This window comes from Streptomyces sp. NBC_00490, from assembly GCF_036013645.1.
Taxonomy (GTDB): Bacteria; Actinomycetota; Actinomycetes; order Streptomycetales; family Streptomycetaceae; genus Streptomyces; species Streptomyces canus_F.
This window is the reverse complement of sequence record NZ_CP107869.1, coordinates 7,812,103-7,824,455: the sequence shown is the minus strand read 5'-3', so window position 1 is coordinate 7,824,455 and position 12,353 is coordinate 7,812,103. Positions and strand designations below refer to the sequence as shown.

Here is a 12,353-nt window from a genome sequence, read left to right as displayed (position 1 = left end):
CTCACGCACTCTCCTTCACCGAGTCGATGGCGGTGTCCGCCACCGGTATGCCGAAGTCCGGGGTGCCGTCCGCGTTCCAGCCCAGCTTCTGGACCCGGGTGTGCCGGTTGGGGTCGTTCAGCGGGTCGCCGACGATCTCCTTGTACTGCCGGGCGTGGTAGACGAGGACGTCGCTGCGGCCGTCCTCGGCGACGGTGAAGCTGTTGTGGCCGGGGCCGTACTGCTTCGTGGTGTCGTTGCTGGTGAAGACCGGGGTGGGCGACTTGGACCAGGTGGCGGGGTCCATGAGGTCGGCGTCCGCGTCGGCGGTCAGCAGGCCCATGCAGTAGTTGAAGTCGGTGGCGCTGGCCGAGTACGACATGAACAGACGGCCGTTGCGGGCGATGACCGAGGGGCCCTCGTTGACCTTGTAGCCGATGCACTCCCAGTCGTACTCGGGTGTGGACAGCCGCACTTGAGGGCCCGTCAGGGTCCACGGGTTCGCCATCCTCGACAGCCACAGCGCGGTGTTGTTGCCCATGCCGGGCTCGTGCTGGGCCCAGGCGAGGTAGCGGCTGCCGCGGTGGGTGAAGGTGGTGGCGTCGAGGGAGAAGGTCTCCCAGGCCGTCTTCAGCTGGCCGCGTTCGACCCACGTCCCCTTGAACGGGTTGGGACTGGCGTTCTCCAGGACCCAGATACGGATGTCCCAGATGCTCTCGGCGGGTGCGGAGGCGAAGTAGATGTACCACTTGCCGCCGATGCGGTGGATCTCCGGCGCCCAGATGTGGGCGCCCATGGGGCCGGTCGCGTGCTTGGTCCAGATGACCGACTCGGGTGCGGTCGCCAGCCCGTTCAGGGTGCGGGAGCGGCGCAGGATGATCCGGTCGTACTCGGGGGCGGTGGCGGTGAAGTAGTAGTGGCCGTCGGAGTGCCGGTGGATGTGGGGATCGGCGCGGTTGCGGACGAGCGGGTTCACGAACGGGGGTGTCTTCTTCGGGCTCGGAGCGGCTGCGGCGACGGTGGGGGTCACGGCGAGGGCGCCCGCGGCCAGGGCGCCTTTCAGCAGCAGTCGCCTGTCGGGGACCTCGGGGGTGCGGCTCATACGGACTGCCTCTCGGATGGGGGTGTCCTGAGAGTGATGTTCGATATTGAGAACATCTGTTGTTATTGCGAACAGCCGAAAGGTAAGGCTGGGGAACGAGGAGGTCAACGGGTCGGACGCGACTAAAGAAGGCGCTTTCTACCGGGCGGGCTCTTCGCAGGAACATTTCTGTTATCGACGGCCGGTCCGGCCCGTCTCCGTAACCGTGCGCAGCCATACCCACAAGACAGCAGCCGCAGCCGGCGCCCTCGCGACCGTCGCCTTCCTGATCGCCGCTCCCCCGGCGCGGGCAGCCGGCACCCGCGACATCACCGCCGACGTGCTCGCGGGCCGGAACGTGACGCTCGCCGGCGACACGGTCGTCACCGTCCCCTCCGGCACGACGACGTACGACGGAGTCCTGCGCGGCGAGGGCACGCTCACCGTGCGCGGCACCGGAACACTGATCCTGACCAGGAACAGCGACTTCACGCTGCCGAAGGCCCGGCAGCGGCAGAAGGTGTCGGTCCAGGGCGGCAACCATCCCTACGTCACCACAACCACCCCTGACCCGCCGGCGATCACGGTCGCACGCGGCGCGACACTTCAGTACGGCAACGGCGGCTCGACCGGTCTGATCGGCCACTTCCCTTACGGCACCCCGCAGTTCGCGCTCAACCAGGACAACATCCGGGTCGACGGCACGCTACGGCTGTCCCTGAAATCCGCCTACAACCTGGGCACCATCAGCGGCTCCGGGCTGATCACCCAGCCGCGCTTCCTCTGGGGCACATGGGACCTGTCGGGCACCCACCCCTTCTCCGGGGTGATCGACAACGGCACGCAGGTAAACGCCGGGCGACCGGAGTTCGCGACCGCGCTGCCCAACGTCCGCAAGGTCCTCAACCAGGGCACCTGGACCGTGGACACCCCGCTGGGGCAGACCGTCACCGAGGGCATGGACTTCTACCAGCGCGAGTACGGCAGCGACATCAACGTCCAGTCCCGGCCGGGCGGCAAAGTCGTCCTCACCGGCCAGTACAGCTGGTCGGACCAGGGCGGCGACACCGACCCCTCGCTCAGCGACCCGTCCCTCAACTGGTCGCCCGCACGCAAGAACGTCAACAAGCGCGGCACCAACATCAAGGGCGCGAACGTCCGGTGGGGCGACGGCACGACGCACAGGATCTTCATGCCGGGGACGGCCGAGACGGTCTACATCAACCTGCTGGCGGCACGCTCCCGCTCGCTGCTCACCTTCGACTACAACGGGCCGGTGACGCTGGGCGCCCCCATCGGCGGCGGCACGTTCCACGACACCCTGTCCGCACCCGGCGCCGGGGACATCGTCATCGCCGGAACGCGCGGGAACGACGTCACCTTCGCGGCCGTGCAGTACTACGACGGCTCCACGACCGTCGAGAAGGGTGCGGTGCTGCGGCTGGGCAACGGCCGGTCGGGCGGCGACGGTGGACTGTATACCGCAGGCAGTCTGTACAAGGTCGGCAACAACGGCTCGCTCGTGCTGAACAACGCCGGCAGGGCCCTGGCCCTGTCCCGGATCACCGGCAGCGGGTCGGTCACCCAGTCGGGCGCCGCGACGACGACCCTGACGGGGAGCGGGGTGGCGTACACGGGGACGACCACGGTGAAGAAGGGCACGCTGGCGCTGCGGCAGGGGGCCACACTGCGGCGCAGCAAGGCGATCCGGCTGACCTCCGCGGGCTCCCGGCTGGACGCGGGCCCGACGGGGCTGCGGGTGGCGACCACGCTCAGCGGCAAGGGCACGGTGAAGGGCTCGGTGACCAACGACGGTGTCGTCGCCGGCGGGCTCACGGTCTCCGGGAACTACACGCAGAGCGCGAAGGGCGAACTCGTCCTGCGCGACAAGCCGTTGAAGGTGACCGGTGCGGTGCGCCTGGCCGGGACCCTGGACCTCGCGGCCGCCGGGACCGAGCCCGCGCGCGACATCACCGTGCTGAACCACACGGGCGGTTCGAAGACCGGTGGGACGTTCACCGGGCTGAAGGAGGGCACGAAGGTCAAGCTCGCCGACACCACCTATCGGATCAGCTACCGGGGCGGTGACGGGAACGACGTCGTGCTCACCGCCACCGCCGCGAGCAAGTCCCCTTCCCCGTCCGCGACTTCGCCCTCGGCCGCGGTGGCGACCCGCACCGTGGGCGCCGCGGAGGACGACCGCCTCGGCTGGTGGCCGTACGCGCTGGGGCTCGGTCTGCTGGGCGGACTCGCGGTCCCGGCGACCAGACTGCGGCGCGGGAACCGCCGAGGGGGCGGACGGCACGCGGCGAACGGCTGAGACCGCTCGCACCCCCGGAGCGACCCTCGGCGCCCGCCCGGCGCCTGCCCTCCCCCGACGCTGGGCCGAGCGGGGGCGACACGATCACGTCCCGCCTTTCCGGGCCTGTTCGCGGGGTGGACAAGCACGGCCCGAGGCCGGTCCCCGGAGTACCGTCGACGGCATGACCAGCAACTCCTCCCTCGCCGAGGCCCTCGCCGCCGGAACCGTCGTGCTCGACGGCGGCATGTCCAACCAGCTCGAGTCCGCCGGGCACGACCTCAGCGACGAGCTGTGGTCGGCGCGGCTGCTCGCCGAGCGGCCCGAGGCGATCACCGAGGCGCACCTCGCCTACTTCGAGGCGGGCGCGGACGTGGCGATCACCTCCAGCTACCAGGCCACCTTCGAGGGCTTCGCCAAGCGCGGCATCTCCCACGAGCGGGCGGCCGAACTGCTCACGACGAGCGTCGAGCTGGCCCGCGAGGCGGCCTCACAGGCCCAGGCGAAGGGCGTCACACGGCCGCTGTGGGTGGCGGCGTCGGTCGGCCCGTACGGGGCGATGCTGGCGGACGGCTCCGAGTACCGCGGGCGGTACGGCCTGAGCGTCGACGAGCTCGAACGTTTCCACCGGCCCCGGCTGGAGGTGCTCGCCGCCGCCGGACCCGACGTACTGGCTCTGGAGACGGTGCCGGACGCGGACGAGGCGGAGGCGCTGGTGCGGGCGGTCCGTGGACTGCGTACACCCGCCTGGCTTTCGTATTCGATCGACGGTCGGCACACCCGCGCCAGCCAGCCGCTGGAGGAGGCCTTCGCCCTGGCCGCCGACGCGGACGAGGTGATCGCGGTCGGCGTGAACTGCTGCGCGCCCGAGGACGTGGACGCCGCCGTCGAGATCGCCGCGCGGGTCACCGGCAAGCCGGTCGTCGTCTATCCCAACAGCGGCGAGGCCTGGGACGCCGAGGCCCGCGCCTGGACCGGCCGCTCCTCCTTCGCCCCCGGCCAGGTGCGCGCCTGGCGGGAGTCCGGGGCCCGGCTGATCGGCGGGTGCTGCCGGGTGGGGCCGCGGGCGATCACGTCGATCGCGGGGACGCTGGCACAGGCGTAGCGCGACGACGGGCGACAAAAGGAAAGGCAAGGAGTCAGCTTCTCCTTGCCACTATCAACCTATAGCGCACTGGGGGCCTTGCGGCAAGACCCCCCTCGTACCGCAGAATCTCCGGTCGAAGCCAGAAGCGGCTGAAATCTGCGATTCGCGCACTACATGCGCTTATGGGAGTCTCATGATCGACGTGATCATCGCCGGTGGCGGACCGACCGGCGCGATGCTCGCCGGGGAGCTGCGGCTGCACGGCGTGCGGGTGCTCGTGCTGGAGAAGGACGCCGAGCCCGCCGCGTACGTCCGCTCGCTCGGCCTCCACGTACGCAGCATCGAGGTGATGGACCAGCGCGGTCTGCTGGAGACGTTCCTCGCCCACGGCCGGCAATACCCCGTCAGCGGTGGCTACTTCGCCGCCATCGACAAGCCGGTGCCCGAGCTGGACACCGCCCACGGCTACATCCTCGGCATCCCGCAGCCCGTCACGGATCGTCTGCTCGCCGAGCACGCCACCGAGCTCGGCGCCGAGATCCGGCGCGGGTGCGAGGTGGTGGGGGTGAGCCAGGACGAGGACGGGGTGAGCGTCGAACTCGCCGACGGCACACGGCTGCGCTCGCGCTATCTCGTCGGCTGCGACGGCGGGCGCAGCACGGTACGCAAACTGCTCGGGATCGGCTTCCCCGGTCAACCCGCCCAGACCGAGACGCTGTTGGGCGAGATGGAGGTGACGGAGACCCAGGAGACGATCACCGCCGTCGTGACGGAGATCCGGCAGACCGAGAAGCGGTTCGGCCTCGGACCCGTCGGTGAGGGGCGCTACCGCGTCGTCGTGCCCGCCGAAGGGGTGACCGAGGACCGTTCGGTCCCGCCGACCCTGGAGGAGTTCAAGCGGCAGTTGCGGGCCTATTCGGGCACCGACTTCGGGGTGCACTCGCCGCGTTGGCTCTCCCGGTTCGGTGACGCCACCCGGCTGGCCGAGCACTACCGGGTCGGCCGGGTGCTGCTGGCCGGCGACGCGGCGCACGTCCACCCGCCGCTGGGCGGACAGGGGCTCAACCTCGGTATCCAGGACGCGTTCAACCTCGGCTGGAAGCTGGCCGCCGAGGTCACAGGGCGGGCTCCCGAGGGACTGCTGGACAGTTACGAGAGCGAACGGCGCCCGGTGGCCGCCGCCGTGCTGGACAACACCCGCGTGCAGAGCCTGCTGATCTCCACCGACCCGACCGCCCAGGCGGTGCGGCGGCTGATGGCGGAGCTGATGGACTTCGAGGGCGTCACCCGGCACCTGATCGAGAAGGTCACCGCGCTCGACATCCGCTACGACGTCGGCGAGGGCCACGAGCTGCTCGGCCGGCGGCTGCGCGACGTGAAGCTGAAGCAGGGGCGTCTGTACGAGCTGATGCACAGCGGCCGCGGGCTGCTGCTCGACCAGACCGGCGGCCGGCTCTCGCTCGCGGGCTGGGCGGACCGGGTCGACCACGTCGTCGACAGCAGCGAGGAACTGGACGTGCCCGCCGTGCTGTTGCGGCCGGACGGCCATGTGGCGTGGGTCGGTGAGGACCAGGAGGAGCTGCTCGACCGGCTGCCCCGCTGGTTCGGCGCCGCCACCGGCTGAGCGCACGGCCGCCGCGGTTCCTGCCGCATCCCCTCCGTCCCGGCCCTCCCCGCTGCTAGCCTCCGGGTCGGGAACCGGTTTCCATCCATGTTGCCGCAGTTCCCGAGGGGTGGGCCGACAAGCCCCGGGACAGGGACGAGGCAGGGATGACCAGGAAGAGCGAGGACGCGAGCCGCAGCACCATCAGGGACGTGGCGGCGCGCGCGGGGGTGTCCGCGTCGACCGTGTCCCGGGTGCTGGGCGGGGACTATCCGGTGAGCGCGGCGACCCGTACGCGCGTGATGCGGGCGGTCCGCGAGATGGACTACGTCGCCGACGCGCGCGCCAAGGCGATCGCGGGCGTCGGCACGCCCACCCTGGCGTTCGTGCTCGAGGACATCACCGGCCCGTCGTTCGCGCTGATGGCGCACGGCGTGGAGCGTGAGGCGATGCGGCTGGGCCATCTGTGCCTGGTGTGCAGCACGGAGGGCGACGCGCGGCACGAGCGGGAGTTCGTGGAGATGATGCGCGCGCAGCGGGCGGCCGCCGTGATCCTCGTCGGCGGCGGCGCCGACACCGCCGAGTACCGCGAACGCACCCGCCGCATGGCCGACTCGCTCGCCTCGGCCGGCTCACGCCTCGTACTGTGCGGGCGCCCGCCGCTGGGGCCCGGGGCACCGGTCACGGTCATCGAGTACGACAACGAGGGCGGCGCCTACGCCCTGGTCTCGCACGTCCTCGCCCAGGGCCACCAGCGGGTGCTGTTCCTCGGCGGCAAGTCCGACCACAGCACGGCACAGGGGCGCGAGCGCGGCTACCTCGCCGCCCACCGGGCGCGCGGTGTCGAGCCCGCCGGGGAACTGGTGCGGCACGGCGACTTCACCCGCGACTCAGGCCACCGGCTGATGCGCGAGGCGCTGGAGCGGAAGCTGGACTTCACGGCCGTGGTCGCCGCCACCGACATGGTCGCGGCGGGCGCGCTCACCGCGCTGCACGAGGCGGGCCTCAGTGTGCCGCGCGATGTGTCGCTGGCCGGGTACGACGACATCCCGTTCGCCCGGGATCTGCATCCGGCGCTGACGACCGTGCATGTTCCCTACGAGGAGCTGGGCAGGCTCGCCGTGCGGACCGCGCTGGGGCGCGAACCGAACACCCCGGACGAGCATCTGCTGCTGGGCACGCATGTGGTGGTACGGGACTCGGTGGCGCCGCTGAAGTAAGAGGCGGCGCGGCTACGGGCGCCATGGGCCTCTTGTCGCGGAACCGGTTGCTTCCTATGCTCACGATCTTGGCAACGCTCTCGATCCTGGAGCCTCCCGCATGAGCACCGGCCCCATCCGTCTCACCCCGGGCGCGCACACCGCCCTCCGTCCCGCGACAGCCGCCCGCATCACCGACGGATTCTGGGCCGCCCGCCGCGCCACCAACGCCGACGTCAGCATTGCGCAGGGCCCCGCCCGGCTGGAGGCGGCCGGGAACCTCGGCAACCTCCGCGCCGCCGCCGACGGCAAGGGCGCCTTCACCGGCGACTTCCCGTTCCAGGACTCGGACGTGCACAAGTGGCTGGAGGCGGCGTCCTGGCAGCTCGCGGACCGCCCCGGTGATCCCGAACTGGCCGCTCATGTGGACGAGTTGACGGCTCTCCTGGCCGCCGCACAGGACACCGACGGCTATCTGCAGACGTACTACCAGGTCGCCCGCCCGGACCGGCGCTGGCAGGAACTGGGCTGGGGCCACGAGTTGTACTGCGCGGGCCATCTGCTGCAGGCCGCGGTGGCCCATCACCGGGCGACGGGACGCCGTGAACTCCTCGACGTCGCCGAGCGGTTCGCCGCGCACATCGACTCGGTCCTCGGCCCGGGCGGGCGGATCGACAACGTGTGCGGACACCCCGAGATCGAGACCGCGCTGGTGGAGCTGTACCGGGAGACCGGGGAGCGGCGCTGGCTGGAGCTGGCCGGCCACTTCGTGGACCGGCGCGGACACGGGCTCCTCGACGCCGACGTCAACCCCCATCTGGGCCGAGCCTATTGGCAGGACCACATACCGGTGCGCGAGGCCACGACGGTCTCCGGTCACGCCGTGCGGCAGCTGTATCTGCTCGCGGGTGTGACGGACCTCGCCGCGGAGACGGGCGACCGTGAACTGTATGCGGTCGCCGAGCGACTGTGGGACGTGATGGTGGGGACCAAGACCTATCTGACGGGCGGCGTCGGCGCCCGTCACGAGGGGGAGGCCTTCGGGGAGCCGTACGAGCTCCCGCCGGACCGGGCCTACGCGGAGACCTGCGCCGCCATCGCGTCGATCCAGTGGTCGTGGCGCATGGCGCTGCTGACCGGTGACGCGAAGTACTCCGACCTCGTCGAACGCACCCTCTACAACGGCTTCCTGGCCGGTGTCGGCCTAGACGGCGACAGCTGGCTGTACGTCAACCCGCTCCAGGTCCGCGAGGGGTACGAGGGCGCGTACGAACCGGACAAGGCGGCCCGCCGCACTCCCTGGTTCCGCTGCGCCTGCTGCCCGCCGAACGTGATGCGGCTGCTCGCCTCACTCCCCCACTACATGGCGAGCGGCGACGCCGAGGGGCTGCAGCTCCATCAGTACGCGACGGGCGTGTACGAGGCCGGCGGCGGCCGGGTCCGGGTGGCGACCGGCTACCCCTGGGACGGGCGGATCGCGGTGACCGTCGAGGAGGCGCCGGACGCCGACTGGACGCTGTCGCTGCGGCTCCCGTCCTGGTGCACGGAGTTCACGGCGACGGCCCCCGACGGCGAACCGCCCGCCGAGACCCGCCCCGGCTGGCTGCGGGTGCGTCGTCGCTGGTCGCCGGGCGACACCTTCACCCTCGACCTCGCACTGGACGCCCGGCTCACCCGCCCCGACCCGTACGTGGACGCCGTACGCGGCTGCGTGGCCATCGAACGCGGCCCCCTGGTCCACTGCCTGGAGGGCGTGGACCAACGTCCCGGCATTCCCTTCGAGGACCTGACCCTGCCCCACGGCTCCCGTCTCACGGTCCGGCACGACCCCGGGCTGCTGGGCGGGATCGGTGTCGTCACTGCCGACGGACTGCGCCGGGGAGGCGGAGACGCCGTACCACTGACCGCAGTTCCGTACTACGCGTGGGCGAACCGTCAGGAGGGGCCGATGCGGGTGTGGATTCCGGAGGCGTGACGGCGGCGGCCCAGAGGGCGAGACCGGTGTCGCGGGGGCCGTGTGCCGTGTACGGCGGACTGTATGCGAAATCCGGGCGACCGTCGGCTGTCGACACCGGGCGGTCGTCGATCGCGTAGTCCGTCCGACCGTCGCCGACGTCACCGAAGATCCGCACCGGGTGCGTCTCGTCCCACGCCTCCCACCCCGGATCCCCGTCGACCACGAACCGCACCCACGCCCCGTGCATCGCCTCGGCCAGCTCGTGCGGCGCCCCTTCCCCGGCGAGCTTGGCCGACTCGGGGCTGTCGCCGGTGTCGAAGACGAAGCCCAGTTCCAGGGCGTGGCAGGAGCCGAGGCCGGGGAGGTTGGAGGGCCAGGCGAACTCGTAGACGTACGTGGCGTCGGGGCGGGCCTCGGCCAGGCGGTGCAGGGGGAGGCGCAGCAGGTGGTCGGTGACCATCTGGCCGACGATCTCGGCGGTGCCGGCGTCGGGGTGCAGGACGCGGTAGCCGCGCGGCACCTCGTGGCCGGCGTGGCAGCGGGCCATGGCGCCGGCCAGGGCGACGGCGCCGAGGCGGTCAACGCGTTCCAGGAGGCCGCCGGGCACCAGCCAGAGCCGGTACTCGTCCCGGGTCCAGCCGACCATCAGGTCGACGTCACGGGCCGCGTCGCCCTCGATCAGGGCCTCCAGGGGGTCGCGCGGGACGAGGTCGCCGTCGACGACGATGCCGAAGGCGGGGCCGCCGAGCACCGGGCTGCTGAGCCGGCCGACCTCGCCCTGGGTGCGCAGCAGCAGGTCGCGGTCGACCTCGGCGAAGGCGGCCGCGGTGGCGGGAATCTTCAGCCGTGCGGCCATCCGGCGCACCATCCGCCGCACCTTGTCGCGGTCGGCGGCCTCGGGCGGCCCGCTCTGCAGGATCGCGCGCCGCACCAGACCCTGGGCCTGCGGCGCGGCGAGCAGGGCGCCGGTGCTGATGGCGCCCGCGGACTGGCCCGCGAGGGTGATGCGGGCCGGGTCGCCACCGAAGGCCTCGATCGACCGGTGCACCCACTCCAGCGCGGCGAGCTGGTCGCGCAGGCCCGGGTTGGCGGGGGCGTCCGGGAACAGACCGTAGCCCTCGACCCCCAGCCGGTAGTTGACCGAGACGAAGACGACGCCGTCACGGGCGAACCCATGCCCGTCGTACACCGGCACGGCGGAAGAACCTCTGGTCAGGGCGCCGCCGTGCAGCCAGACCAGAACCGGGAGCCGGGCCCCGCGGCCCGGCTCCGGTGTCCATACGTTGAGGTTGAGACAGTCGTCGCCGGGCACGACCGGGTCGGACAGGTACTGCGCGAAGGCTTCGGAGTACGGCGGCTTCGGTGCCGTGGGCCCGAAGGCCCCCGCGTCCCGCACCCCCTCCCACGGCTCGGGCGGGAGCGGCGGCCGGAACCTTCGGGGGCCGAAGGGGGGTGCCGCGTAGGGGATGCCCCGGAACACCGCGATCCCGTTCTCCTGACGGCCGCGCACGGCTCCGTACGGCGTGCTAACCACGGGATCCTTCTGGACTGCTGCCGTCATCCGCCCACCAGCCTCCTCGCCGCACTCGTGCACCGGTAACAACAGAGCACCACATCACGGCGCGCTATTCCGGCGCACGAGGGCGTCTGGAGGCTGTTCGGGGTACATCGCATACAGTCCGCTACCGTCCGTACACGGTTTGCGCTGTGCTGTGTACAGGACCCGAGGTGGCCGCCGTGGACGTGGAGGCGGGCGCGCCGATCGGTCTCGGGGTGACGGTCGACGGCGTGGACGCGCAGTTCTGGTAAGTCCGGGGCGGCACACGCACCCCGGTCGGCGGGCTCCTCGACTTCGGCAAGCTCTCCGACGACCACGGTTCGGTTCCAGGCTCCGTTTCACCGGAGCGATGTCCGGCATCCACGCCGTGGACCTCGTCGACGCGGCGTTCACCGCCGATTTCACGGGATTTCGCCTGACCTGCCGCCAGCTCTCGGCGTCTTTCCGACTTTCCCCGGCGAACCTAGGATAGGAAGCGCTTACTATCCGCCTTGGTCGATAACTTTCCATGGCCCTCGGGCGGGCCGGAGAGGTGGTTCCCGATGGTCCGTACGGGGAGTGCGAGTGTGGCGGCCGGGCCGACGCTGGCAGTCGTGGCCCGGGAGGCGGGGGTGTCCGTGCCCACCGCCTCCAAAGTCGTCAACGGCCGGGAGGACGTCGCACCCGAGACCCGCCGCCGCGTCACCGAGGCCCTGGACCGGCTCGGCTATGTCCGCAGACCCCGCTTCGACGCGGCGAAACCGCCGGCGCTGGTCGACCTCGTCGTGCACTCACTCAACAGCTCCTGGTCGGGGGCGGTGCTGCACGGCGTGGAGGAGGCCGCTCACGACGCGGGCTTGGAGGTGGTGGTGTCGGCCGGGCTGACCCGCCAGCGGTGCGGCCGGCCGGAGCGGGGCTGGCTGGACAAGCTCATCGCCCGTGGTTCGTCAGGGGTGTTGTTCAACCTGGCCGAGCTGACGCCCTCCCAGTACGCGTGGCTGGAGCAGCACCGCATCCCGTTCGTGATGATCGACCCCGTGGTGGACCCGCCGGCGGGCGTGGTGTCGGTGGGCGCGGCCAACTGGCAGGGCGGGATGGCCGCGACCGAACATCTGCTGGCGCTGGGCCATGAGCGGATCGCGGTGATCGCCGGGAACCGGCGCAAGATGTGCAGCACCGCCCGGGTGGCGGGCTACCGTTCGGCGCTCGCGTCGGCGGGGGTGCGGCAGCGGCCGGAGTACGTACGCCACGCCGGGTTCGACGAGTCCGTCGCCCGCGAACGCATGCGGGAACTCCTCGACCTCCCCGAGCCGCCCACCGCCGTCTTCGTCTGCTCGGACCGGATGGCTCTCGGCGTCTACGAGGCCCTGGCGGAACAGGGGTTGAGCATCCCGGACGACATCAGCGTCGTCGGCTTCGACGACCTCCCGGAGGCCCGCTGGGCCAGCCCCGCCCTCACCACCGTCCGCCAGCCGCTGTCGGAAATGGCGGCGACGGCCACGCGGCTGCTGGTGCGGATGATGGAGGGGACGCGGCCGGAGGGGACGCGGACGGAGTTGTCGACGCGGTTGGTGGAGCGGGCGAGTACGGGACGGCCTCGGGGGTAGGGCG

The 12,353-nt window shown here is 71.7% G+C and carries 8 protein-coding genes; 6 read left to right on the top strand and 2 right to left on the bottom strand.

The window, feature by feature from the left end; translation table 11 throughout:
* Position 1: 1 nt before the first annotated feature.
* On the bottom strand, positions 2-1,081 hold the full coding sequence (locus OG381_RS35690; RefSeq protein WP_327720114.1) for a glycoside hydrolase family 43 protein: 1,080 nt from the start codon (positions 1,079-1,081) through the stop codon (positions 2-4).
* Between the two features lie 205 nt (positions 1,082-1,286).
* Here OG381_RS35690 and OG381_RS35685 point away from each other — a divergent pair, with 205 nt between their 5' ends.
* From OG381_RS35685 to OG381_RS35665, 5 genes are all read left to right on the top strand, one after another.
* Positions 1,287-3,380: an autotransporter gene (locus OG381_RS35685; RefSeq protein ID WP_327720113.1), complete on the top strand. Its 2,094-nt coding sequence runs from the start codon at positions 1,287-1,289 to the stop codon at positions 3,378-3,380.
* Between the two features lie 163 nt (positions 3,381-3,543).
* The gene (mmuM, locus tag OG381_RS35680; RefSeq protein WP_327720112.1) at positions 3,544-4,464 is read left to right on the top strand and encodes a homocysteine S-methyltransferase; all 921 of its coding nucleotides are present in this window, start codon (positions 3,544-3,546) and stop codon (positions 4,462-4,464) included.
* Positions 4,465-4,639: 175 nt separating this feature from the next.
* Positions 4,640-6,070, top strand: a complete 1,431-nt coding sequence (gene rox, locus OG381_RS35675; RefSeq protein WP_327720111.1) for a rifampin monooxygenase — start codon at positions 4,640-4,642, stop codon at positions 6,068-6,070.
* Positions 6,071-6,216: 146 nt separating this feature from the next.
* Positions 6,217-7,269, top strand: coding sequence for a LacI family DNA-binding transcriptional regulator (locus OG381_RS35670; protein ID WP_327720110.1), 1,053 nt, complete (start codon positions 6,217-6,219; stop codon positions 7,267-7,269).
* A gap of 100 nt (positions 7,270-7,369) precedes the next feature.
* Positions 7,370-9,223, top strand: coding sequence for a glycoside hydrolase family 127 protein (locus tag OG381_RS35665; RefSeq protein WP_327720109.1), 1,854 nt, complete (start codon positions 7,370-7,372; stop codon positions 9,221-9,223).
* Here the strand turns inward: OG381_RS35665 and OG381_RS35660 are convergent.
* Complete coding sequence (locus OG381_RS35660; protein WP_327720108.1) at positions 9,105-10,766, bottom strand: carboxylesterase/lipase family protein; 1,662 nt, start codon at positions 10,764-10,766, stop codon at positions 9,105-9,107. The genes OG381_RS35665 and OG381_RS35660 overlap by 119 nt on opposite strands.
* Before the next feature lie 539 nt (positions 10,767-11,305).
* On the opposite strand from OG381_RS35660, the gene OG381_RS35655 reads away from it, so the two are divergent.
* Entirely contained in the window at positions 11,306-12,349 is a 1,044-nt protein-coding gene (locus OG381_RS35655) for a LacI family DNA-binding transcriptional regulator (RefSeq protein WP_327720107.1), read from the top strand.
* Positions 12,350-12,353 lie beyond the last annotated feature (4 nt).

Bases quoted from the DNA above. Each gene is read 5' to 3' on its own strand.
- OG381_RS35660 (WP_327720108.1), bottom strand. From the start codon at position 10,766: ATGACGGCAGCAGTCCAGAAGGATCCCGTGGTTAGCACGCCGTACGGA.
- OG381_RS35690 (WP_327720114.1), bottom strand. From the start codon at position 1,081: ATGAGCCGCACCCCCGAGGTCCCCGACAGGCGACTGCTGCTGAAAGGC.
- OG381_RS35670 (WP_327720110.1), top strand. From the start codon at position 6,217: ATGACCAGGAAGAGCGAGGACGCGAGCCGCAGCACCATCAGGGACGTG.
- OG381_RS35665 (WP_327720109.1), top strand. From the start codon at position 7,370: ATGAGCACCGGCCCCATCCGTCTCACCCCGGGCGCGCACACCGCCCTC.
- OG381_RS35655 (WP_327720107.1), top strand. From the start codon at position 11,306: ATGGTCCGTACGGGGAGTGCGAGTGTGGCGGCCGGGCCGACGCTGGCA.
- rox (WP_327720111.1), top strand. From the start codon at position 4,640: ATGATCGACGTGATCATCGCCGGTGGCGGACCGACCGGCGCGATGCTC.
- mmuM (WP_327720112.1), top strand. From the start codon at position 3,544: ATGACCAGCAACTCCTCCCTCGCCGAGGCCCTCGCCGCCGGAACCGTC.